The 22719-nt window shown below is 69.9% G+C and carries 18 protein-coding genes and 2 tRNA genes; 4 read left to right on the top strand and 16 right to left on the bottom strand.

The genetic code is table 11. From position 1 onward, the window contains the following. Window positions 1-3: 3 nt before the first annotated feature. From Q0L54_RS01660 to Q0L54_RS01645, 4 genes are all read right to left on the bottom strand, one after another. Entirely contained in the window at window positions 4-882 is an 879-nt protein-coding gene (locus tag Q0L54_RS01660) for an ATP-binding cassette domain-containing protein (RefSeq protein ID WP_296664931.1), read from the bottom strand. Next, on the bottom strand, window positions 879-2702 hold the full coding sequence (locus Q0L54_RS01655; RefSeq protein ID WP_296664925.1) for a dipeptide/oligopeptide/nickel ABC transporter permease/ATP-binding protein: 1824 nt from the start codon (window positions 2700-2702) through the stop codon (window positions 879-881). Before Q0L54_RS01655 ends, Q0L54_RS01660 begins: the two co-directional genes overlap by 4 nt. Beyond that, complete coding sequence (locus Q0L54_RS01650) at window positions 2699-3640, bottom strand: ABC transporter permease (RefSeq protein ID WP_296664923.1); 942 nt, start codon at window positions 3638-3640, stop codon at window positions 2699-2701. The genes Q0L54_RS01655 and Q0L54_RS01650 overlap by 4 nt, the downstream gene beginning before the upstream one ends. Window positions 3641-3724: 84 nt before the next feature. Further along, a complete protein-coding gene (locus Q0L54_RS01645; RefSeq protein ID WP_296664922.1) occupies window positions 3725-5281 on the bottom strand; it encodes an ABC transporter substrate-binding protein in 1557 nt (518 codons plus the stop codon). Between the two features lie 199 nt (window positions 5282-5480). Between Q0L54_RS01645 and Q0L54_RS01640 the strand changes: the two genes are divergently transcribed. Then, window positions 5481-6143 carry a TetR/AcrR family transcriptional regulator gene (locus Q0L54_RS01640; RefSeq protein ID WP_296664920.1) on the top strand — a complete coding sequence of 221 codons (663 nt, stop codon included), beginning with the start codon at window positions 5481-5483 and terminating at the stop codon, window positions 6141-6143. Here Q0L54_RS01640 and Q0L54_RS01635 read toward each other — a convergent pair. The 5 genes from Q0L54_RS01635 to Q0L54_RS01615 form a co-directional block, all read right to left on the bottom strand. Continuing rightward, window positions 6125-7354, bottom strand: a complete 1230-nt coding sequence (locus Q0L54_RS01635) for a family 1 glycosylhydrolase (RefSeq protein ID WP_296664918.1) — start codon at window positions 7352-7354, stop codon at window positions 6125-6127. The two genes, Q0L54_RS01640 and Q0L54_RS01635, sit on opposite strands and share 19 nt — an antisense overlap. A 69-nt stretch (window positions 7355-7423) precedes the next feature. Further along, entirely contained in the window at window positions 7424-8896 is a 1473-nt protein-coding gene (locus Q0L54_RS01630) for a nucleoside hydrolase-like domain-containing protein (protein ID WP_296664916.1), read from the bottom strand. Window positions 8897-9069: 173 nt separating this feature from the next. Continuing rightward, window positions 9070-9161: transfer RNA gene (locus Q0L54_RS01625), tRNA-Ser, on the bottom strand. A 90-nt stretch (window positions 9162-9251) separates the two neighbouring features. Further along, window positions 9252-9339, bottom strand: a tRNA-Ser gene (locus tag Q0L54_RS01620). Window positions 9340-9346: 7 nt separating this feature from the next. Beyond that, entirely contained in the window at window positions 9347-9775 is a 429-nt protein-coding gene (locus tag Q0L54_RS01615; protein WP_296664914.1) for a hypothetical protein, read from the bottom strand. A gap of 169 nt (window positions 9776-9944) precedes the next feature. Here Q0L54_RS01615 and Q0L54_RS01610 point away from each other — a divergent pair, with 169 nt between their 5' ends. After that, entirely contained in the window at window positions 9945-10877 is a 933-nt protein-coding gene (locus tag Q0L54_RS01610; protein ID WP_296664912.1) for a DUF559 domain-containing protein, read from the top strand. A gap of 57 nt (window positions 10878-10934) precedes the next feature. Here Q0L54_RS01610 and Q0L54_RS01605 read toward each other — a convergent pair whose 3' ends face one another. The 4 genes from Q0L54_RS01605 to Q0L54_RS01590 form a co-directional block, all read right to left on the bottom strand. Continuing rightward, window positions 10935-11537 carry an ATP/GTP-binding protein gene (locus Q0L54_RS01605; protein ID WP_296664911.1) on the bottom strand — a complete coding sequence of 201 codons (603 nt, stop codon included), beginning with the start codon at window positions 11535-11537 and terminating at the stop codon, window positions 10935-10937. Further along, the gene (locus Q0L54_RS01600; RefSeq protein ID WP_296664909.1) at window positions 11518-11916 is read right to left on the bottom strand and encodes a DUF742 domain-containing protein; all 399 of its coding nucleotides are present in this window, start codon (window positions 11914-11916) and stop codon (window positions 11518-11520) included. Before Q0L54_RS01600 ends, Q0L54_RS01605 begins: the two co-directional genes overlap by 20 nt. A 2-nt stretch (window positions 11917-11918) precedes the next feature. Then, on the bottom strand, window positions 11919-12359 hold the full coding sequence (locus Q0L54_RS01595; protein ID WP_296664907.1) for a roadblock/LC7 domain-containing protein: 441 nt from the start codon (window positions 12357-12359) through the stop codon (window positions 11919-11921). Window positions 12360-12425: 66 nt separating this feature from the next. Beyond that, on the bottom strand, window positions 12426-17003 hold the full coding sequence (locus Q0L54_RS01590) for an ATP-binding protein (RefSeq protein WP_296664905.1): 4578 nt from the start codon (window positions 17001-17003) through the stop codon (window positions 12426-12428). A 150-nt stretch (window positions 17004-17153) separates the two neighbouring features. Between Q0L54_RS01590 and Q0L54_RS01585 the strand changes: the two genes are divergently transcribed. After that, a complete protein-coding gene (locus tag Q0L54_RS01585; protein WP_366937918.1) occupies window positions 17154-18143 on the top strand; it encodes an NAD(P)H-quinone oxidoreductase in 990 nt (329 codons plus the stop codon). A gap of 15 nt (window positions 18144-18158) precedes the next feature. Here the strand turns inward: Q0L54_RS01585 and Q0L54_RS01580 are convergent, their stop codons facing one another. Both Q0L54_RS01580 and serS read right to left on the bottom strand, forming a co-directional pair. Next, window positions 18159-19013: an HAD family hydrolase gene (locus Q0L54_RS01580; protein WP_296664901.1), complete on the bottom strand. Its 855-nt coding sequence runs from the start codon at window positions 19011-19013 to the stop codon at window positions 18159-18161. Window positions 19014-19086: 73 nt separating this feature from the next. Continuing rightward, window positions 19087-20358 carry a serine--tRNA ligase gene (serS, locus tag Q0L54_RS01575; protein ID WP_296664899.1) on the bottom strand — a complete coding sequence of 424 codons (1272 nt, stop codon included), beginning with the start codon at window positions 20356-20358 and terminating at the stop codon, window positions 19087-19089. Between the two features lie 38 nt (window positions 20359-20396). Between serS and Q0L54_RS01570 the strand changes: the two genes are divergently transcribed. Then, window positions 20397-21596 (top strand): diacylglycerol kinase family protein, encoded by a 1200-nt coding sequence (locus Q0L54_RS01570; RefSeq protein WP_296664897.1) that lies wholly within the window; start codon window positions 20397-20399, stop codon window positions 21594-21596. Here Q0L54_RS01570 and pheA read toward each other — a convergent pair. Beyond that, window positions 21593-22522, bottom strand: a complete 930-nt coding sequence (gene pheA, locus Q0L54_RS01565) for a prephenate dehydratase (RefSeq protein WP_296664895.1) — start codon at window positions 22520-22522, stop codon at window positions 21593-21595. The two genes, Q0L54_RS01570 and pheA, sit on opposite strands and share 4 nt — an antisense overlap. Window positions 22523-22719: the final 197 nt, after the last annotated feature.

The following is a 22719-nucleotide window of genomic DNA, read 5'->3' as shown; positions in this document are numbered from 1 at the left end:
GGGTCAGGCCGCCCCCGCCTGGAGGTCGGCCTGGCGCTGGGCCTCGAGCATGCGGGTGCGGTCCGCGCGGCGCTGGGCCTGGCGATCCGGGTCCGCGACGGGCGCAGCCATGAGCAGGCGCTGCGTGTACGGGTGCTCGGGGTCGGAGGTGACCTTGTCGCCATCGCCGTACTCGACGATCTCACCGTGATACATCACGGCGACGCGGTGGCTGAGGTGGCGCACCACCGCAAGGTCGTGGGAGACGAACAGGTAGGCGACGCCCGTGGCCTCCTGGATGCCCTTGAACAGGTCCAGCACGCGCGCCTGCGTAGACAGGTCCAGCGCGGACACCGGCTCGTCACACACGATCAGCTCGGGCTCGAGAGCGAGCGCCCTGGCAATCGCGATGCGTTGACGCTGGCCACCGGAGAACTCCCGCGGCAGACGCTGCGCGGCATCGGAGGGCAGGCCCACCTGGTCGAGCAGCTTCCGGACTCGCTTCGAAGCCTCGGCGCTGGGGATGTTCTTGACCCGCAGCGGCTCGGCAAGGGTCTGCTCGATGGTGAGAGACGGGTTCAATGACGTGTACGGGTCCTGGAAGACCACCTGGATCTGGTCCGAGAGCGAGCGACGCGCCTTGCGGGACAGTTGCCCGATCTCTTGACCCTTGAATCGGATCGAGCCCTCGGTGACAGGGGCCAACCCCAGCACCGCGCGTCCGAGCGTGGTCTTGCCCGATCCGGACTCCCCCACCAGACCCACGCACTCTCCGGCGCGTACGTCGATCGACACGCCCTTGAGGGCACGGAACGGCTTGCGGCCCACGCCCTTGATCGGATACTCGACCACGAGGTCCTCGACCACGAGCAGTGGCTCACTGGCTGCGGGTGTGGCGTTCACTTGGCACCTCCGGCATTGGTGTTGCGATCCGCGGCGTGGGCCAGCGGGCCGCGGGCCGCGCCGTCCTCGAGGATCGCGTCGAACAGGGACTTGGTGTAGGGGTGACGCGGGCCGGCGAAGATGGACCGCGCTGGCCCGGTCTCGACGATGCGGCCGTTCTGCATGACCGAGACCCGATCGCACAGGTCCGCGACCACGCCGAAGTTGTGAGTGACCATCAGCACCGCGACGTCGAGCTCCTTCTGAAGCCCACGCAGCAGGTCGAGGATCTCGGCCTGAACGGTGACATCGAGAGCCGTGGTCGGCTCGTCGGCGATCACCAGGTCGGGTTCACACGAGATCGCGCCGGCGATGAGGACACGTTGCGCCTGACCGCCAGACACCTCGTGCGGATACGACCTGAAGGTCTTCTCCGGGTCGGGAAGACCCACCTTCGCAAGCAGGTCGAGTGCTCGGTCCTTCGCGTCCTTGGCGGACAGACCCAACGTCTCCCGAATCGGCTCCACGAGTTGGCTGCCGATGGTGAACGACGGATCCAGGTTGGACATGGGCTCCTGCGGGATGTAGGAGATCTTCTTGCCCTGGATGCGGCGCATCGCCTTCGGCGACTTCTCCGAGAGCTCGTCGCCCTCGAAGACGATCGAGCCGGCCGCGACGCGGCCGCCCTCGGGCAGCAGCCCCAGGATCGAGAACGCGGTCTGCGTCTTGCCCGATCCAGACTCGCCGATGAGGCCGTGAACTTCGCCCTTGCGGACGGCGAGCGACACGCCGTTGACCACCTGCGTGAGGGATCCGTCGGGCTGGTCATATCCCACGACCAGGTCGGACACCTCGAGGAGCACCGGAGCGTCGGACTCCTCCAGCTCGGCGTGCACCACCGGAGGCTCGCCGCTGGTGTCGACTGCGGCGGCCGCGGCGGCCTTCGCCTTGCCCTTGAGCTTCTTGGCTCCACCGGAGCGCTCGAGCTCGTCACGCAGCGAGCTGGCGAACAGCGCGAACGCCACCGACGCCAGCGCGATCATCGCGGACGGCCAGATCAGCAGAACCGGCTGCTGGTACATGCGCGAGAAGGCGTCGTTGAGCATTCCGCCCCACGTCGGGATGTTCGGGTCGGACATGCCGATGAAGCCCAGGCCCGCCTGGATCGCGATCGCGATGATCGTGACCGTCGCGGCCTGGATGATGACGGGCGCGCGGACCACCGCCAGGATGTGGCGGCCGATGATCGAGGCGTCCTTGACGCCGGCGACGCGCGCCGCGTCGACGTACAGCTCACCCCGTACGCCCACCACAGCGGCGTGCGTGAGCCGGTAGAAGGCCGGCGCGAGCAGGATTCCGAAGACGGTCATCGCTCCCCACAGGGTGGGACCGATCACTGCGCGGGTGGCAAGCAGGACCACGATGCCCGGCAGGGCCATGATCAGGCTCGTGAGCCACGCGGCGAGCGACTCGAACCACCGGCCGTAGTAGCCGGCGACCAATCCGGAGGTGACTCCGATAATCGCGGACAGGACGGTGGCGAGCGCGGCACCCATGAGGCTGTACCGCGTGGCGAACACCAGGCGCGCCCACACGTCGCGGCCGGCGGAGTCCGTGCCCAGGAGGTGGTCGCCCCCCGGGGACGCCAGGATGTTGCGGATGTCCGCGTAGTCCGGGTCCTGGCTGGTGAGCAGCGGGGCGAAGATCGCGACCAGCAGGATGACCACGATCGAGATGATCGCGAACAGCCCGGTCGGGTTCTTCAGCATCCGGCGGACCAGGTGCGAGCGGCGGCCCGCGTTCTCGGCGGTCTCGAGCGAGACCTCGGCGGCGTTGCTCATGACAGACGCACCTTCGGGTTGAGGAACCCCTGCAACAGGTCGATGACGAGGTTCACGAGGACGACGATGAGACCGATGGCGACCACGAGTCCCATCACCACGGGCAGGTCGCCCTGGCTGGTCGCAAGGATGGAAATCGGTCCAAGACCGGGGATCGCGAAGATTTGCTCGACGATGACGGCACCGCCCAGCAGGCCCACGAATTGCAGCGCGAGCACCGCGAGCGCGGGTCCGCCGGCGTTACGCAGCACGTGCTTGTAGACCACCTTGTTCTCGCGTACGCCGCGGCTGCGCAGCGTGCGTACCCAGTCCTGACGCAGGGCATCGATCACCGAGCCGCGCACCTGCTGTGCGACGGCGGCCACCGCACCGATGGAGAGCGCGATGATCGGGAGCGTCACGGAGCCGAGCCAGCCGGTCACCGATGTGCCGATCTGCACGTACCCGGTGGGCTTGAACCAGCCCAGATTGAGGGCGAAGACGTTCACGAGCGCGATGGCGATCAGGAAGCTGGGGATAGCGAAGCCCAGGATGGAGAGCACCTGGATCACGCGGTCCGCGGCTCCACGCTTGCGCGCGGCCCATACACCGATCGCCACGGCCACGATCGCCGTGATGATGATGGTGCCGATCACCAGCGACAGGGTGACGGCCAGCCTCGAGGAGATCAGCTCCGTCACCGGCTGGCTCGAGAACCACGACCGGCCGAAGTCGCCGGTGACCGCGCCCTTGAGCCAACCCAGGTACCGGGGAATGAGAGGTTCATTGAGGCCGAGTTCCTCGGCCTTGAGATCCACGGTCTCCTGGGAAGCGGACTGCCCGAGGATCGTACGTGCGATGTCTCCGCCGCTCAGATAGAGCAGCAGGTAGGCGATCGTCGAGATCGCGAAGAGGAGGACGACGCCCGCGCCTAGGCGTCGAAGGGTGAAGCGCACCATCGGAGGCTCCTTTGCCAGGATCAATCGAGAGGGGGATCGGGTGCCGGGCCGGGGGTCGCGGCCCGGCACCCGAGGAGGGTCGAACTACGCGACCGGCTTGATGGTCCACAGGTACGGCCAGGTGTTGCCCACCTGAGCCTCGGCTGTGGTGTTCGCGTCCACGACCTTCACGTTGAGCACCCGGTAGAAGGGAACGAACCAGGCCTGCTCGACCAGGTACTGGTTGAGTTCGGCTCCCGCCGCCTCGTCGCCCACCTGCAGGTCACCGATGAGGCCCTCAACGGTGGGGTCCTCGTAGTGGTTGAAGTTGAAGGTAGAGGCCGCGGCGATCTGGAACGATGCGAGCTGCCAGTCGGTCGGGTCCTGCTGGAGGATCATGTACGTGGCGGGGTACTTGCCCGCCACCATGTCGCCGATGAAGTCCGTGATCGGCAGGTCGTCATAGACCACGGTGATGCCCACGTCGGCCAGCTGCTGCTGGATGAGCGTGAACCATGCCTCCGGCAGTCCGGACGTCTTGGGCATCGAGATCTCGAGTCCGCTCGCGTAGCCGGCCTCCTGAAGGAGCTGCTTGGACATCTCGGGGTCGTACGGGTAGCGCTCGTCGAGCGCCGCGTCGAACGACGGCGAGTAGGTCGGGAAGATCTGACCCGTGACCGTGCCGTTGCCGGCTACGAACGCCTGGAGGATCGCGTCGCGGTCGAATGCATAAGCGATCGCCTGGCGCACCTTGGCGTCACCGAGGGCGGGGTTGAGCACTCCGCCACGGTCGCCCAGGATCAGGCCGGTCCAGTCCAGCTCGTTGCTCACGTCGCTGTAGCCCGCGGCATACATCTGCTCGAGTTGCGTGTTGTCCGCGACGCCCGCGATGTTGACCTGGCCGCCCTGGACGGCGTTGAGCATGGCGGTGGTGTCCGAGTAGACGTTCATCACGATCTTGTCGTAGTGCTGGTCCTCGGGGTTCCAGTAGTCCGCGTTGGCGTCGAACACGTAGGAGGTGCCGGCCACCGTCTCGCCGGTGTTGAGCACGTACGCGCCCGAGCCCACGGGAATGGTGTCGACGTCAGCCGTGTCGAATGCCGCGGGGCTCTCCTGGAGGCCCGCGTTCTGGGTGAGGTAGGTCTCAAGCGCGGGGTCGGGCTCGCTGAGGGTGATCGCTACCGTGTCCTCGTCGACCGCGGTCGCGTCGGCGACGCGCCCCAGGTTCGACGCGTTCGGCGACGTGCCGTCGCGGAAGCGAAGCACGTTCTGCGCGGCGACGTCCGCGGTGAGGGCCTGGCCGTCCGAGAACGTGACGTCGTCGCGAAGGTCGAGGGTCAGCGTGAGGCGGTCCTCGCTCCACGACCAATCCGTTGCCAGATTGGCGACGATGGTGCCGTCCGGCTCCATCTTGAGCAGCGAGTCGTACACCGCCTGCATCATGGGCGACTCGTTCGCCCAGTTGGAGTTGGCCGCCGCGAAGGACGTGACCTGCGAGATGACGCCGAGAGTGAGGAGCTCACCACGGACTGCGTCGCCCGAGCCGGTGCCACCGTCGCCGGAGGTCGTCGGGTCTGAGGAGCTTCCGCCGGAGCAGCCGGCGAGAGCTGCGACTGCGAACGCCGCCGTGGTGGCGACCAATGCTCGCTTCTTAGAGAACATCGTTGTTCCTTCCTTGTGAGGGACTGGCCCCACCTTGGGCCGTCAGCACACACGCTAGGCCTAATTCCGAGCGAGCGCAAGGTATTTATCATTTCGTTATAGAGCACGAATAGATATGCAGCACACGACAGGGGTCGCGTGGGGTGAATCCGCGGGTCTACAGTCGAGAGGCCGGTACGACGACGTTCGGGAGGTTGAGATGACGCACGAGACGGTGATCCAGGGACCTGGAGGCGCGCGCCTTCATCTCGCCGCGCCCGAGCACGACATCCTCGCCGCGGCGCTCGACGAGATCCGCCACGGCGGCTACCGCAAGGAGTCGTTCGCGAGGATCGCCGCCGCCGCCGGCATCACCGTGGCCGAGCTCCGGCGCCGCTACCCCGACGACGCATGCCTGCTGGTCGACGCGCTGCGCCTGCGCGACGATCGCGGCATCGACCTGCTGCCCGACAGCGCGCGCGACGGGCGTGCCATGCTGCAGGCGTTCATCGACATCACGCGATACAACGCCGAGACACCCGGCGCCGTCGAGGTCTTCGCCACCCTTTCGGCCGCCGCCACCGCGCCCGACCACCCCGCGCACGAGTACTTCCGCGAGCGGTACGCCTGGCAACGAGAGATCCTCATCGACGCCCTGCGGGAACTCGAGGAGGAGGGTGAACTGAAGCGCTCCGCGGACCCGGAGGCGATCGCGGCGCAGACCATCGCGCTGCTGGACGGTCTTCAGGTGCAGTGGCTGCTCGACCGCGGGGCCATCGACCTCGAGAAGCTGGTGCGGAACTTCCTCAACCAGTACCTCCACAACAAGCTCAGGCGCGCGGAGCCCATCTATCTGATGTCCGCCTACTTGATGTCCGCCTGACGCCCCGCATCGTCCCGCGCGAATCCGTTCTGGCGGGCCACCTGTCCAAGCCAACTCAGGCTGGGCTTGGGACGGCGCTCGAAGGACTCTCGATCTACCGCGACCAGCCCGAAGGTCGGACCGTACGAGCCCCACTCGTAGTTGTCGAGCAGGCTCCAGTGGAGATAGCCACGAACGTCGACGCCGTCTCCGATGGCGTCGGCAAGCGAACTCAGCGCACCAGCGGTGTATCGGATGCGCTCCTCGTCGTCGCCGGTCGCGATGCCGTTCTCGGTCACCATGATGGGCGTGTCGGGGAGTCGTCGGGCGGTGTGCCGCGCGGCCAGCCCCACCGCCGCGGGGAAGTACTCCCAACCCGTCAGAGTGGTGGCCGCTCCGGGCGGAATTGGAAGTGCGCCCTCACGCCCGATGCGCACCCGGGTGTAGGCCTGAACGCCGATGAAGTCGTCGTCAGCGGCCGCGTCGATGAACCGGTCCTCCCGGCTCCAGCCCCACTCCTCGGCGACAGCCTCGGCCCCCGGCTCGGCCTGGAAGTTCTGATTGGCGATGGTCCAACCCACGCGCGCCTGAGTGCGCTCCCGAAGGATGCCGCGGGCGCGATGATGCGCTTCGATGAGAGCATCCCCGATCGTCGGGTCGGGCGGCGGCAACGCGCCGGCCACCAGTTCCACAGGCTCCGAGCCCCCGCCGAGAAGCGCGGTCAGCATCGCGAGCATGTTCGGCTCGTTGAAGGTGCAGACCCACTCGACGTCGTCCAGCACCGCGCAGGCGGTTTCCACGAACCTCGCGAAGGTATCCACCGCGTCGGGTGCGAGCCAGCCGCCCGCCGCCGCGAACCACTGTGGGCTCGTGAAGTGGTGAAGAGTCACGATGGGCGCCACCCCCACCTCGAGGCACCCGTCGATCATCGCGCGGTAGTGGGCGAGCTGGGCCCGGGAGATCTCGCCGCGTGCGGGCTCGATCCGGCTCCATTCGATGCTGAATCGGTAGGAGTTGAGCCCGGCGGCTCGGAGCAGGGCGAGGTCCTCGCGCCAGCGATGGTAGCTGTCACATGCATCGCCGGACCGTTCGGGGAGCACACTGCCCTCGGCATGCTCGATCGCCCAGAAGTCGCTGGCGACGTTGTTGCCCTCGATCTGGTGGGCGGCAGTCGATGCGCCCCACAGGAATCCGTCGGGGAAATGGAACATCGATGTCTCCTCGCTGGTCATGACAATCGAGCCTCGCGCGCAACCGAACTCGTCCGTTCCTTCGAGACTAGATCACGCATCCGTGCGGACTCACGTGACCGTGACGATCAGGCGGGCGTAGGAAGTGAGCGCCGGCTCCCCGCGATCGGTCGCTTCGACGATCACGTGCAAGGTCTCCCCCGCCGCGGCCTCCGCGGGCACGCCGACCTGGAGCGTCGAGCCCGTCACGCGCACACTCGGCTCGCCGCCGCAGGTGCCGGCCTCTCGGTAGTTCCAGGCCACGAGGTCGACGGAATCGCCGTCCGGGTCGGCTGCGATGAGCGTGCGCATCACGGCGGTGCCGCGCGCCGCCTCGGCCGTGAGCCCGCCCTCGACCGCCACAGACGGGTGGTGGTTGGCGCCGTTCGCATCACGAGTCACACTCCACCGCAACCGGGCCGCAAGATCGCGCTGGAACGCCCCGATCCAGCGCGCGGCCGCGTAGTCGTTGATCGGCGGACCGAAGGGCGTCTCCGCCGGCCGCATCCCCTCCGGCAGGTCATCCTCCGCGAGGGCGCTCGACCATTCGTAGGGGTGGTCCACGCTGGGCGCCTGACGTCCGCCCCAGCTGCCGAAGCCCGGGCTCTCCCAGCCCCGTAGTCCGTTGTCGATCAGGAGCGCGAAGTTCGACGAGTCGCCCTCGGAGACCCAGGCGCCCCGCGGCTCCACCGGGCACCACACTCGATACCCCATCGCCTCGAGCTCTGCCGCGTCCTTGTCCGCGACGCCGAAGTAGTCTTCGTCGTCGAACCCTTCCGCCATCTGTTTGCCGTCGCCCCAGACACGATAGGCGGCACCGATCGGACCCACCTGGGAAACATTTTCACGCATCCACTCGGCCGTGAGGTACCGCTGGTCTTCGGGCCGCGCGGCCGAGCGGGCAAAGTAGCCCCACGCGAGCGTCGCCACCTCGCGAAGCTCGATCTCGGGCCAGTTCGGTCGGATGTACTCGTCGTAGGTAGAGTCCTGCTTTCCGAAGCTGGTGATGACGATGCGACGCACAAGATCGCGATACACCTGTTCCCACGTGCCCTCGTTGCGCGCCCGCTCCTCGATGCTCATGAGCGCTCGAGCGATCGTGTTGAGACCGCCCCATGCCTGCAGGAAGACCCGGTCGTCGGCTCCATCCATCAGGACCCTCTCAATGAGCCGCGAGCCGTCGGACTCGGTAGCGACGTCTCCGATGGTCGCGACATTTCCCTGCGCAACCATCGCGCGCAAGGCAGCGGGCTCTGGATACCGGGGATCGTGCCGGCGGAGGTTGTCCCAGACCTGTTCATACGCGTCCAACGCCTGGTCGATGTGACCCCGGGCTCCCGCGGGGGGCCATCGGTGCGGCGGGACGCCCAGCTCGGGATCGCCTTCGGCATGGAACATGCTCGACGAATACACGAGACCGGCGAGGCGGATCTCGTTCGAGTACAGAACCAGGCGCAGCATCGAGTTGAGGTCGTCGAGCTCGGGGTCCGTGGTCACGATGACGCGGGGCCGCCCCGGCGTCCCATGCGGCGGGCGGTCGGTCATGGCGTGCCTCCTTGCGAGCGCCGCGCTGCGCGGCCGCTTGAATATCCAATCATAACTGAATGACAGGCCGGTCGCCCTACGGCCGAACCGTCCGCTTCCACGCGCGACGCCCCACATCGTCCCGGCGTCCCGACAGGCGAAAGGCCCCGCCTCGCGACGGGGCCTTCCTGGAGCGGAGACGGTGGGATTCGAACCCACGGAGGGGGTTTAAGCCCCTCACGGTCTTAGCAGGACCGCGCACTAGACCTGGCTATGCGACGTCTCCAAGGTGGGTGCCAGGATACCCGGACGGGACCTGCCCACCAAAACACGGGACGATGCCCGGGCACGGGTCCCGCGCATCGTCCCCCCACGGCGGAGAGTGTGGGATTCGAACCCACGGAGGCGGGTCACGCCTCAACAGTTTTCAAGACTGTCACCTTCGGCCGCTCGGTCAACTCTCCTTGACGCTCACGCGCCGGTCATATTGTGCCAGCCGGGGGCGAGCCCCGGGCTCAGCACCTGGAGCTCGTACAGCTCCGCGGCGCGCGCGAGCTCGGCGTCGTACGTGAGCAGCGCGTGGATCTCCGGGTGCGCCACCGCGGCGCCCAGGTGCAGGGCCGCGAACGGTTTCAGCACGGCCACGGCGTGCGTCGAGATGGAGACGTTGTGCTCGGAGAACCGGATCACGGGGATCGAGGACCGCACCATCTCGACCACGTCGAACGCCTTGGACTTGGTCTCGCGGGGGTAGAGCTCGGCGGCCTGACGCAGCTCCGTGAAGCCCAGCTGCGTGGTGGCGAGCTCGCGGAGGCGCGGTACCGCGAAGTCGTTGAACTCGTCGAAGTAGCGCACTCCGGGCAGGAAGCGGCACAGCCCGGAGCCGTCGACGTAGATCACCGTGCAAGGGTAGCGCCGGGCGCCCGACCCACCGCACCCGCGCGCCGGCGGGACATGGCGGTCAGATCCGGCCGGATTCTGACGCTCACGTCCCGCCAGGGCGCGGCCGTTGTCCACAGAAGTGCCGCCAGGGTGTCGCGGCACCACGCCGGGTGGTCGGATGCCGTGCATGCGCCCTATCCCAGGCCTGCGGGCCGTCGGCCGTCCGCTGCCGGAGTTCCTCGCCGCCAATCCGCATGCGTTCAGCCGAGCCGAACTGCTCGGCCACTGGACGCGAAGGGCGCTGGAGAACGCGGTACGCGGCGGCGGCGCGCGGCGAGTCCTGCCGGGCGTCTACGCGGCGAGCGTCCACTCGCAGGCGCCGATCGTGCGCGGCGAGGCCCTCAACCTGTGGCATCCCGCGGGGCGCGTCACCGGAGCGCTGGCGCTGCACCTGTACGCCGACCGCCTGCCCGCGCCCGCCACCGCCGACCTCAGGGTCACCAACGGCACCCGCCCCCGGGCGCCCGCATGGTTGCGTTGCCTCCAGGGCGAGCGGATCCGGGTGTCGAGCGCACCCAGCGGCGTCGAGTGCACCGTCCCCGAGCGGGCGCTGCTCGACGCCTGGACCCTGTGCGATCCGGACGCGCGGCGCAACCTCCTGTGGGAGGCGATGTGGGCCAGGGTGTGTACGTGGCGGCAACTGCGGCGAGAGCTCGATCGCACGCTCCGAGTCGCGGGACGGCGCGACCTCGAGCGCGTACTCGGCTGGTTCGCAGACGGCGCCACCACACCGCTCGAGGTGCGCGCGCGGCACGAGACGTTCGCCGACGCGAGGTTCCGCGACTTCGAGTGGCAGGTGGCGCTCGCCCTACCGTCACGTCGCGCGACGGTCGACATGCTGCACCGGCGTCTGGGAGTCGTGGTTGAGCTCGACGGCGATCGCTACCACTCGACGCGCTCGGCCCGCGATGCGGATCGCGAGCGCCAGACAGACCTCGCGGCGGCCGGCTACGCGGTGGTGCGCTTCGGGTGGACCGACCTCACGAAGCGCCCCGAATGGTGCCGCGAACGCCTGCTCGCGGTGGTCGCACGCCGCCTCGCTCGTCCTGGCGGGACCTGAGGGTCAGACTCTCGACGAATCTGACGCTCATGTCCCGCCAGGGCGCATCGACCCCGCTCAGCGGTCCTTGATGCGGCGCATGGCCAACTGGACCACCGCGATCAGGGCCTGCTTGGTGGCACCCTTCTCGCGCGCATCGGTGTACATGATCGGAACGTCGAAGGAGATGCCCAGCGCCTCGCGCACGTCCTCGAGGGTGTGGCGAGCCACGCCGTCGAAGCAGTTGACGCACACGACGAACGGGATGCCCCGGCCCTCGAAGTAGTCGACCGCCGGGAAGCACTGGTCAAGACGCTCGGTGTCGACCAGCACGACGGCGCCGATCGCGCCGCGCACCAGGTCGTCCCACATGAAGAGGAAGCGATCCTGGCCCGGCGTGCCGAACAGGTAGAGCCAGAGGGACCCCGGCAGCGCGATGCGGCCGAAGTCCATGGCGACGGTAGTGGTGGTCTTCCGGTCGGTGACTCCGCCCGCATCGTCGACGCCGACCGAATGCTCGGTCATGGCGGCCTCGGTGTTCAACGGGTCGATGTCGGAGATGGAGCCGATGAAGGTGGTCTTGCCCACGGCGAAGCCGCCGGCGATGACTATCTTCACGACGGTAGGTGCGGTGGTAGCCGCTGGCGCGGCGACTGCCGCGTTAGAGGGCTGCGATGCCATCGAGGACACTCTCCAGGAGGCTCAGGGACAGACCGCCGGACGCATCATGAGTGCTCGCGTCCTGAACCGTTCCGCCCACGTGGATCTTCAAATGATGAACTTCGGCAAGGTCCGTCACGAGCACCCTGACCACACCCAGCGGAAGCCGGGTGTGGGCCGAGAGCTCAGCCACGGACTGGAACTGACCTGTAGCGAGCTGCAGGATCTTCTTCTTTTCAGGGGTGAGCCCCGTCAAAGTCTGTGGGTCGGACGTCGCCTCGACCAGGGCCTCCATCGGCAGACCCGCGTGGGCGGCGCTCACGCGCCCGCCCGTCACGGCGTACGGCCTGACGGTGTAGGCCTCGTCTTCGCCGTCGAGCGGCAGGGTGGCGTCACTCATGGCTAGCCGCGGGTGTGGCCATCCGTGGGGAGGTGCTGACGCATCTCGGTGATCAGCTGCGGGGTGAGCGCGTTCTCGAACCGGGACACCAGCAGGGTCATCTCGTAGCCGACGAGGCCCACGTCGCACGTGGAGTCGGCGGCGACCGCGAGCACCGAGCCGTTCGACACGCTCATGAGGAACAGGAACAGCTCGTCCATCTCGACGATCGACTGCCGCACCTCGCCCGCGCCCAGCTGCCGGGCGGCGCCGCGCGTGAGGCTGGACATGCCCGCGACGATCGCCGCGAGCGTGTCGCCCTCGGTGCGGTCCAGGTTCTTCGACATGGCCATGAGCAGGCCGTCGGCGCTCACGACGAGCGTGTGGCGCGTGCCGGGCACGGACTCGACGAAGTTGTCCAGGAGCCACCCGAAATTGGTGGCCTCGGTGCTGAGGGCGGTCACTTGTCCTCCTTGAAGGGGGTGCCGAGCCCGGGGGCTCGGCGGGTGGGTACGGGGGTGGGCATGGGACTACTCGTTCGCCGGCTGGGGCGTGGAGCGCATCTGGAGCTCGGCGGCATCCGACCGAGCACGCTGGGTGCCAGAGTAGAAGCTGCTGAAGCGGTTGCGCACCGCCTCCGCGTCGCGCTCCCTCGGGGCGAGGGAGACCTCCTCCTCGATCGGCGTGACCTCCGCCGGCTCCTCCGCGGCGCCCCTGCGCCTCTGCAGGCCGGCCTTGGTCTTCTCGACCTTGGGGCGTGACGCGGACAGGGAGCTCAGCTCGGAGAACACGGCACTCGTGAGGTCCGCCTCCTCGTCCGCGAACGATCGGCCGGAAGCGTTCTCGGTGTCGAACGCGGGCTCGTAGGAGTGGTGCGACCCCTCGTCGGTGGCCGCAGCCAGCGCGCTCTCGCCCGCGGCCTCCCATCCCTGCGGATCGGCAAGCTCCTCGGGAGAGAACGATGCGGAGTGGACGGTGGGCTGGGCGGGCGCCAGCTCGGGCTCGGGCTCGAGTTCGCGGGCGGCTGGGGCGGGCGGCACATAGAAGTCGGGAAGGTCATTGCCGTCCGCCTCGAACGCGGTGGGCTCGAAGGCCGGCGGCGCGAACGGCGCCGGCGGCGGCACGACCGCCGGGGCGGACTTCGATGAGTCGCCGTCGTGGCGTCCGCGGCCGAACAGGCGGCCGAAGAAGCCGACCCGAGCGGCGTGCTCACCCGAGGCGTCCGCCATGATCTCATCCATGGTCGGCTCCGCGTCAGGGGCCTCGGGTTCGACGGGGCTATACCCGTAGAGCGTGTCGTCGAGAGCGACGTCCTGCACGCCGGACGCGTCCATGGGCTCGAAGGAGGTGGCCTCCGGGTCAGCAGTGACCTCATCGTCGACGGACTCGGCTGCTGGATCGTGCGCACGGTCGATCGGCGCATCCGCGGCGACGGCTCCCGCCGCGGCGAAGGCCGCCGCGTCGAGCCACGGTGCGTCGGCCAGCGCCTCGGCCTCGGGCTCGGCGGCAACGTCGACGTCGACGTCGACGTCGACGTCCTCGATCTCGAACTCTGATTCGGCGTCGGGCTCAAGGCCTGGAATCGCCGAGAGGTCGTAGACGTAGCCATCCGCGTCTTCGGGCTCGCTCGACTCGTCCGCCGGGTACTCGTCGTCAGGCTCGAGCGACAGGACGGGCGCGGGCTCCTGCTCCGCCGCCTCCTCGGTGTACGAGTCTGCGTCCACCGCGTCCTCGAGGCCGTCCAGACCCGCGAGGTCGTCCGGGGCGAAGTCGATCGCGGGCTCGGACTCTGGCTCCGCCGCGTCCTCCGTGGCGGACTCGACAACGGACGCGAGGTACGGCGACAACGGCAGGGGCGACTCCGGCTCCGCAGACTCGTCGAACTCGGCCTCGAACTGCTCGGCCTCGTCAGCGAGCGCGGCGGTCGCGATCTCCGCCGTCGTGAGCTTGGGCATCGCGAAGGACGGCAGCGCGGGGCTCGCAGCCTCCGGCTCGACCGCGGGCTCAAGTCCGACCTCAGGCTCGGGCTCGACGTCGGGCTCAAGCTCAGGCTCAGGCTCAAGCTCGGGCTCGACGTCGGGCTCATCGGCCTGCGCCTGCGCGGCCGACGCGCGGCGGATCGCGTCAAAGGCCGCGAATGCACCGCCCAGAGCCGCCGCGCTGGGCAGCGCCGGCTCGTCAGGGCGCTCCTGCTCGGTCGCCTCGGTCGGGGCGAACTCGTCCTGGGCGTCGACGACTTCGTCGGCCGCATCGTCCGGCGCGAGCATAGGCACGGCAAGGGCATCGGCCATCGGGCGTGGCGACGCGTCGACCTCGTCGAACGGCACGGGCTCCGGCTCGCCGCCCCGGGCACGGAAGCCGCGGAAGACAGACGCACGCTGCTCGGGGGTCTGGGGCGACACCTCGGTGGGCGACACCGTGGGGGTGAAGGACGCCGACTCGGCGTCGAGGGCGCTCAGCTGATCGGCAGTCGCGCGCACGGGAAGGCCGATGACGTTGCGCTCGTCGGCTGCGCCCCCATCCTCGGGCTCACTTCGGCGACGGCGCGTGGGCAGGCCCGCGCTCGACATGCCGTCGGTGAGTTCTTCACCGGACACGGGCTCCGAGTCGGGCGCCACTGCGGCGTCGGCCGCGATCAGCGCGCCGAGGCTCACGGGCATGGGGATCGAATCGTCCTCCCCCAGCGGCTCGGCCTGGTCCGGGTGGCTCGCAAGGTCCGTGTGATCGAGCACATTGGCGGCCGTCTCGGCCACGCCGAGCTCGTCGAGCGTGGCCACGAGCTCCGGAGCGGACACCGCGGCAGGATCCATGACGGGCTCCACGGCGGGCGCATCCTCCGGGGCCGCCTCGAACAGCGTCACGGGCAGCAGCACGGTGGCCACCGAGCCGCGACCCTCCTGGGTCCGGATCGCCACCTGGGCGCCGATGCGTCGGGCGATGCGTCCCACCACGAACAGGCCGAGGCGCTGCGCGCCCAGGATCTCCGACGCCGCCGACGAGATGACGCGGCTGTTGGCCTCGGCAAGCTCCGCAGGCGTCATCCCGATCCCCGAGTCGATCACCTCGACCGTGAAGCCGTCCGGGGTCCGTCCGGTGCGCACGGTCACCCGCGACCCGGGGTCGGAGAACACCGTCGCGTTCTCCAGCAGCTCGGCGAACAGGTGTGCGGCGGTGAGCGCCTGGTGACCCAGCATCGCCGGGTCCACCACCAGGTCGAGGTCGATCCGCTCGTAGAGCTCGATCTCAGAGGAAGCGGTGCGGACCACGTCGGACAGGGGCATCGGCCGGCGCAGGCGGCGTCCGGTGTCGATGCCGGCGAGTACCAGGAGCGACTCTGAGTTGCGGCGCATGCGCGTCGCGAGGTGGTCCAGCGCGAACAGCTTGGTGAGGCGCGTCGGGTCGTCCTCCGCACGCTCCATCTCGTCGATGCTCGAGAGCTGACGGTTGAGCAGCACCTGGTCGCGGCGGGCGACGTTGACGAACATCTCCGAGATCGAGGCACGCAGCGCGGCCTGCTCGCGGGCGATCTCGAGCGTGGCGGCGTTGACCCCGTTGAACGCCTCCGCGAGGCGACCCACCTCGTCCGTGGACTCCACCGGGATCTGGACCTCGGCGGCGTCCACCTGCTCGCCGGGCATCGCCACCCTCTCGACCAGTCGCGGCAGCTCCTCGCGGACGGCCGTCGCCGTGGTGGTCAGGCGCCGCAGCGGGTTGACGATGCGGCGGGCGATGATGAAGGTGATGACGAGGGACGCGACGATGGCGAGGATCCCGAGCGCGATGGTCACGATCGACGCGGTGAGCGCGTTCGACGTGTTGGTCGAGGCGCGCTCCGCAGTAAGGTTCCACGCCTGCTCGCGCAGCGGCTCATACTGGGCGAGCTCGCCGTCGACCTTCTCGGGCCAGTTCGCGGATCGAGCCGCGATCAGCGACGAGTCCAGGCCGCCAAGGATCGAACCCTCGATCTGGGCGAACGAGCTGCCGGTGGTCGTGTCGGTCGCGCCGATCTCCGGCACCGCGAGCGCGGGCTGCATGCCGAGCCCGCGGCTCTGGGCCTGCTCGAGTGCGATGCGCTGCCGCTCGACGATGTTGCGCGTCGACGCGATCTCGGCCGTGACGAACTGGCCCCTGCGGATCAGCTGTTCGAAGGAGACGCCCTCAAACTGCATCTTCTCCATGAAGGTGTCGAGGGCTCCGTAGGCCTGGATCGATGCCACGATCGCGCGGTCGGGGATGGCGACGGCGACCGCGTCCGCGGCACCTACGAAGGTGTCCACCACCTCGGTGTAGAAGCTGATGACCGAGGCCGGCGAGGTCTGCGCGGACCGCACCGCGGCGCGGATCTCCGGCAGCGCCGCGCGCAGCTCGGAGCCGGCGGCGACCGCGGCGAGCGCCTGGGCGTTCTCCGGGGTCTGGTCCACCTGGGCCGCCGCGTCCCGAATGCCGTCGAAGCCGCTGTCCACCGCGGGGAAGGTGGTCTCGAGCGTCGCCTGGAAGGCCTGCGGGTCCACCATGAGGGTGTGCGCCTGCGACGCCTCGTCGCGTACGGCGAACGCGAGGGCCGCCAGCGAGTTCTGGAGGCCATCCGGCGCTCCCGCTCCCAGCGCGTCCAGCTCGGCGGCCGCGTCGGCGTAGCCGGCATCCATGGTCGCGATCTCGTCGTCCGTGGGGAACTGCAGCCAGTCCCCCGCCGCCTCCGGCGCGATGACCTTGACGGCGCGCTCCGCGGCCAGCGTGTCCCCGCCGACCCCGCCCAACGCTGCGACGGTATCCGCGTAGAGCTTGTCGGCCTCAGCGGTATCTGCGGCATCGGCCACCCGCGCGAACGTCTCGAAGCGCGTCGCCACCTCGGCGCGCGACTCCGCCAGGCTCTCGGTGGAGCTCTGGACGATGTCGACGAAGTTCATCGCGGCGCGCCGCTCCGTCTGAAGGTCGGCCTCGGTCTCCCTCGCGGCACCCAGGGTGTCGATCAGCTCCTGGGCGTTCGCGGATGCTCGATACTCGGCGACGGAGGTCACGGAGATGTACCCCACGGCAACCACGAGCACCAGCACGGGCACCATGACGACGGCCAGGAGCTTTCCCCGGATGCCGAGCCTCTGGAGCATGAAACCTTCCCCTCACGAGCCGTCGTGCACGACGAACGCCTCCGTGCATGGATGTCGAGCGGCCGCTCCCCTGGTCTATCGGCCGTGCGCCCGTAAACCTGAGCCCGCATCCACGCGAGTTGTAGTTTGAGAGGGTATTAGGTCCCAACTATGACGGGGAATAGCGGAGAACTACCCATGAAGGTCGTGATCGCGCCCTCACCGGGAGGGCCGGAGGCGTTACTCCTGGTAGATGCGCCTGTGCCGCAACCGGGCCCTCATGACGCTGTGATCAGAATCACAGCCGCCGGAGTCAACCGGGCGGACGTCCTGCAGCGCGAGGGCCGCTACGCTCCGCCTCCGGGAGCTCCCGCGTGGCCCGGCTTGGAGGTGGCCGGCACCGTTGCCGAGGCCGGCGCGCAGTCCCCATGGAGCGTGGGCGATCGCGTCTGCGCCCTGGTTCCCGGCGGCGGGTATGCCGAGTTCGTCGCGGTCGACTCCGGGCTCGTGCTCCCGCTTCCGCCCGGCGTGTCCGACGTCGACGGGGCGTCGCTGGTCGAGGCCGCGTGCACCGTGGTCTCGAACCTTGACGTGGCGCACGCGCGCGCCGGGGAGACCCTGCTGGTGCACGGCGGCTCGGGCGGGATCGGCACCGCGGCGATCCAGATCGCGAAGGCGCGGGGCATGCGCGTGGTGGCGACGGCCGGCGGACCGGACCGGGTGCGGCGGTGCGTGGAACTGGGTGCCGACGCAGGGTTGGACCACCGCGACGGCGACTGGGCGGCGAAGGTTCGCGAGCTGGGCGGCGCGGACGTGATCCTCGACGTGATGGGGGCGGCCTACCTGGACGCCAACCTGTCGGCGCTGCGGACCGGCGGCAGGCTGGTGGTGATCGGGCTGCAGGGCGGCTCGCGCGGTGATCTCGACCTGGGCGCGCTGCTGGCGAAGCGCGCCCGCATCATCGGCACCGCGCTGCGGGGAAGGCCGCTCGCGGAGCGCACGGCGATCGTGGCCCGGGTGCGCGAGGACGTGTGGCCACTGGTCCCTCGCCGCGTCCGACCGGTGGTCCATGCGACCTTTCCGCTCGACCGCGCCGCGGACGCGCATCGTGCCCTCGAATCCGGCGAGGTGTTCGGCAAGCTGGTGCTCACCGTGGCGTGAGCGCCGGCGCACGGCTCACAGCACGGCGAGGCGCTCCGGGTCGATGAGCCGGTCCAGCACGGTGAGGACCCCGTCCTCCCCCACGGAGCCCACCACCTCATCCGCAGCGGCCTTCACGTGGTCGGGCGCGGTGCCCATGGCGGCCGACTGCCCCGCCCATCGCAGCATCTCGATGTCGTTGTTACCGTCCCCCACCGCCACGGTGTGGTCCGGATACACGCCCAGCTGACGCCGCAGCATCTCGAGCGCGGAGGCCTTGGACACGCCGGGCGGGGTGAGGTCGAGCCAGGCCGAGTAGCCCACGGCGTAGGTGACGTCGTTGAGGCCGATGCGGTGCACCAGCGCGTCGAAGTGGGTGACGTCCACCCCCGGAGCGCGGATGACGACGCGTGTGGCCTCGTCGTGACACAGCTCGTCGAAGTCCTCGACCACCCGCTGGCGGCCCACCAGTTCGCCCTCGGGGAATTCGCGGTTGACCAGGAAGCCCACTCCCAGATCCTCGACCGCGTAGTAGGCGTCGGGCATCTCCTCGCGGATCAGCTCCAGTGCCGCGCGTGGGTTGAAGGTCACCTTCTCCACGATGTCGTAGCCGCCGGTCGCCGCGGGGTTCAGCCGCACCGTGACGGCGCCGTTGGAGCACACCGCCCACCCCCTGCGGATGCCCAGGCGCTCCGCGACCGGAAGCGTGCCCACGATGTTCCGGCCCGTCGCGAGGACCACGTGGTTGCGGCACATGCGCGCCCGCTCCACGGCGTCGATCACCACGTCCGACATGTCGCCGCCCCAGTGCATGAGCGTGCCGTCGATATCGAGGCCCACCAGTCGCCAGGCGTCGATCGCGAGGGGCGGGCGCAGCTCGCGAGGGGTCATGGCTCGACCCTACGGTGCGGCGCCGCGCACGAGCGGCGCCGGGCGCGGGGCCGGGGACCGGCGCGCCGCGGCCTCAGAGCGCCGGCTCCAGCACCTCGAGCCCGCCCAGGTACGGGCGCAGCAGCTCGGGCACGTGCACCGAGCCGTCGGGCTGCTGGTGGTTCTCGAGCAGGGCGACCAGCCAGCGGGTGGTGCCGATGGTGCCGTTCACGGTCGCGACCGGCTCCGTGCCGCCCTCCCGGCGCTCGCGAATTCCAAGACGTCGCGCCTGGTAGGTGGTGCAGTTCGACGTCGAGGTGACCTCCATCCACCGCTCCTGACTCGGCAGCCATGCCTCGCAGTCGAATTTGCGAGCCGCGCTGGAGCCCAGGTCGCCTGCGGCGGTGTCGATCACCCGGTAGGGCAACTCGAGCGCCTGCAGCATGCGCTCCTCCGTCTCGAGGAATCGGGCGTGCTCGGCGGCGGCGTCCTCCGGCCGGCAGTAGGTGAACATCTCGACCTTGTGGAACTGGTGCACCCGGATGATGCCGCGAGTGTCGCGGCCCGCGGAACCCGCCTCACGGCGGTAGCACGCGCTCCAGCCCGCGTAGCGCAGCGGCCCGGCGTCAAGGTCGAGGATCTCGCCGGAGTGGTATCCCGCGAGCGCCACCTCCGAGGTTCCCGTCAGATACAGATCGTCGCGTTCGAGGCGGTAGATCTCGTCCGAGTGCTGGCCCAGGAATCCGGTGCCCGCCATGACCTCGGGCCGCACCAGGGTGGGCGTCATCATGGGCGTGAAGCCCGCGTCGAGCGCGGCTGCCATCGCGGCGTTGAGGATGGCGAGCTCGAGCCGCGCCCCGATCCCCGTGAGGAAGTAGAAGCGTGCGCCGGAGACCTTGGCGCCGCGCTCCATGTCGATGGCCCTGAGCCCCTCGCCCAGCTCGAGGTGGTCGCGGACCGTCACTCCCTCGGCGGAAAGGTCGCGCACCGCGCCCACCTGCCGCAGCACGGTGAAGTCCTGCTCGCCGCCCACGGGGACTCCCGGCTCGGGGATGTTGCCCAGCGACCGCGCCAGATCCGACGCCGTGACGCCCGCGGCGTCGGCTGCGGCCTGCAGCTCCTTGACACGCGCGGCAAGCTCGCGGGTGCGGACGAGCAGCGCCTGCTTCTCCTCGCCCGACGCGCGTGCGACATCCTTGCCCAGCGCCTTCTGCTCGGCGCGGGCCGCCTCGAACCCCTGGAGCGCCGCGCGGCTGGCGGCGTCCGCCGCGAGCACCTCGTCGACCACGCCGGGATCCTCGCCGCGGGCGGACTGGCTGGCCCTCACCACGTCGGGTTGCGTGCGCAGCAGCTTGAGGTCGATCATGGGCGCCAGTCTATCGACGCGGGACGTAGGCTCTCCTCATGCCCACCCTGATCCTCGCGCTATCCGCGCTGGTGGTCGCCCTGATCGCGCTCTCGCTCGCGATCACGATGACCCGGCGTCTGGGTGTGCGGGATCCGGTGGCGGTTCCGGCGGTGTGGCGACGCATCCTGCGCATCCGGCCCCTGCCCCAGATGGAGCTCGGTGCCGCGACCCAGCGGACCGACGCCCAGGAGCGGGTGGCGTTCATCGCCAACCCGACCAAGCCGGGCGTCGCGGAGCTGCGCGAACAGGCGCTGCGCGCGTGCGCGATCCGCTACCTTCCGCAGCCGATGTGGTTCTACACCACGGCCGAGGACCCGGGCGTGGGCCAGGCGCGGGCGGCGGTGGCGGCCGGCGCCGATGTGGTGGTCGCCGTGGGCGGCGATGGCACGGTGCGCGCCGTCGCCGAGGCGCTGGCGGGAACGGGCGTGCCCATGGCGATCATGCCGATCGGCACCGGCAATCTGTTCGCGCGCAACCTCGACCTGCCGCTCGGCGACACCGCCGCACTGCTGCGCACGGCGCTCGAGGGCGCCGAACGCACCTCTGACGTGGGGTGGCTGGAGTTGAGCCGCACCCCCAACGGCGACGGCGACGGCGAGCGCCACATCTTCCTGGTGATCGCGGGCGCGGGCCTGGACGCGGAGATGGTCGCCGGCGCGGACGACCAGCTGAAGAAGCGGCTGGGTTGGGTCGCGTACTTCTTCGCCGCGGTCCGGCACATGGGCAAGCGCATGGAGGCCACCATCTCGGTCGACGGCGGTGAGCCGGTGGTGAGCCACATGCGCACCGTGCTGCTCGCGAACGTGGGACGTCTGCCCGCGGGGATCCAGTTGATTCCCGACGCGAGCTTCGACGACGGCAAGATCGACGTCGCCTCGATCGACGCGCGCGGCGGCATCGTGGGCTGGTCCGAGCTCTTCGGCACCGTCATGGCGCAGGGCGCGGGCATCCGGGATCCGTGGGTGATAAGAACCTGGAAGACCTCGCGGATCGACCACGTGCGCGGCGAACGCGTCGACATCAAGGTCCGCGAGGCCCAGAAGGTGCAGGTCGACGGCGAGTCGATGGGACGTGCGACCCGCATCCGCGCGGAGGTGGACGCCGGCGCGCTCGTGCTGCGCGTGCCGGCCTCGACGGTGAAGGGCGCCGCGCAGCAGGGTGCAACGCCGGGCGCGGCGGCCGGAACCGACGGTTAGAAGCGCCCCGACCTGATGCCGTTCACCCAGGAGCGCGCCTCGGCGAAGTCCTCGGCAGAGGTGCCGTCCGACACCGGCGTCGGGTAGCCCGTTGCCGCCGGGTAGGAGCCCAGGAACACCACCACCGGGTTGGTGCGCCGCAGGCCCATCAGCGCCTCGGCCATGCGCGGCTCGTCGACGTGACCCAGCGCGTCGATGGAGAAGCTGTACTCGCCCGGCCTGTCGCTGCGCGGCCGGCTCTCGATCCGGGAGAGGTTGACGCCGCGCGCGGCGAACTGCTCAAGCATCGACAGCAGCGCACCCGCGCGGTCGTCGGGCAGATGGACCACCAGGGTGGTCTTGTCCGCACCCGTAGGCGCGGGCACCGCTGCGGGCCGTCCCACCTTCACGAACCGGGTCGCGGCGTGCGGGTTGTCCGCCACCGCGGTCGCGAGCACCTCGAGGCCGAGCCGCTCGCCCAGCCCGGGCGGGGCCAGCGCGGCGTCGTAGTCCGCGCCCTCCAGGAGGTTGCGGGCGGCGGCGGAGTTGGAGGTCGCGGAGACCTGCACGGCACCCGGGAGTCGCACGCCGAGCCACCGGCGGCACTGGGCCAGCCCGTGGGAGTGCGCGGCCACCGCGCGGATCCCGTCGATCGTGGTACCCGGCCGAGCGACCAGGTCGAAGGCGACGGGCAGCACCACCTCGCCGAGGATCACCAGCGGCGCGCCGCTGGCCAGGGTGTCGAGGGTGGCGGTGACGCCTCCCTCGACGGTGTTCTCGATCGCGACGATCGCGTGATCGACGTCGCCCTCGCGCACCGCTGTCAGCGCCGTGAGCACGTCAACCGTGGGGACCATCTCGACCTCGGAGGCGTCGACCATGGCGCGCAGGGCCGCCTCGGTGAAGGTGCCGGCGGGTCCCAGGTAGGCGTAGCGCGGTCGCGTCACGCGTCCTCCCTCGCGGTCGAGGCCTCCCCACGATGCGGACGGAGGCGATGGCCGACGGCGCTTCGCGTGGAGGACATCCTGCTTCGGATGCGCCGCGCGCTCACCGCCGTCAGCACCTCACGGTACCGGTTCGCCCTGCCCACGGGCGTCCGGTCCTCGATCGACGGGCCCTTGTGCCGGATCTCGCACTCGACCTC

The sequence above is a fragment of the Demequina sp. genome (genome assembly GCF_024642165.1).
GTDB lineage: Bacteria > Actinomycetota > Actinomycetes > Actinomycetales > Demequinaceae > Demequina.
The sequence above is the reverse complement of the archived record's forward strand: the minus strand, read 5'-3'. Positions and strand labels throughout refer to the sequence as shown.

Coding starts and splice junctions, on each gene's coding strand:
- Q0L54_RS01580 (WP_296664901.1), bottom strand. CDS start 19,013: ATGACCCCTCGCGAGCTGCGCCCGCCCCTCGCGATCGACGCCTGGCGA.
- Q0L54_RS01650 (WP_296664923.1), bottom strand. CDS start 3,640: ATGGTGCGCTTCACCCTTCGACGCCTAGGCGCGGGCGTCGTCCTCCTC.
- Q0L54_RS01635 (WP_296664918.1), bottom strand. CDS start 7,354: ATGACCAGCGAGGAGACATCGATGTTCCATTTCCCCGACGGATTCCTG.
- Q0L54_RS01640 (WP_296664920.1), top strand. CDS start 5,481: ATGACGCACGAGACGGTGATCCAGGGACCTGGAGGCGCGCGCCTTCAT.
- serS (WP_296664899.1), bottom strand. CDS start 20,358: ATGATCGACCTCAAGCTGCTGCGCACGCAACCCGACGTGGTGAGGGCC.
- Q0L54_RS01630 (WP_296664916.1), bottom strand. CDS start 8,896: ATGACCGACCGCCCGCCGCATGGGACGCCGGGGCGGCCCCGCGTCATC.
- Q0L54_RS01645 (WP_296664922.1), bottom strand. CDS start 5,281: ATGTTCTCTAAGAAGCGAGCATTGGTCGCCACCACGGCGGCGTTCGCA.
- Q0L54_RS01570 (WP_296664897.1), top strand. CDS start 20,397: ATGCCCACCCTGATCCTCGCGCTATCCGCGCTGGTGGTCGCCCTGATC.
- Q0L54_RS01585 (WP_366937918.1), top strand. CDS start 17,154: ATGACGGGGAATAGCGGAGAACTACCCATGAAGGTCGTGATCGCGCCC.
- Q0L54_RS01600 (WP_296664909.1), bottom strand. CDS start 11,916: ATGAGTGACGCCACCCTGCCGCTCGACGGCGAAGACGAGGCCTACACC.
- Q0L54_RS01610 (WP_296664912.1), top strand. CDS start 9,945: ATGCGCCCTATCCCAGGCCTGCGGGCCGTCGGCCGTCCGCTGCCGGAG.
- Q0L54_RS01590 (WP_296664905.1), bottom strand. CDS start 17,003: ATGCTCCAGAGGCTCGGCATCCGGGGAAAGCTCCTGGCCGTCGTCATG.
- Q0L54_RS01605 (WP_296664911.1), bottom strand. CDS start 11,537: ATGGCATCGCAGCCCTCTAACGCGGCAGTCGCCGCGCCAGCGGCTACC.
- Q0L54_RS01655 (WP_296664925.1), bottom strand. CDS start 2,702: ATGAGCAACGCCGCCGAGGTCTCGCTCGAGACCGCCGAGAACGCGGGC.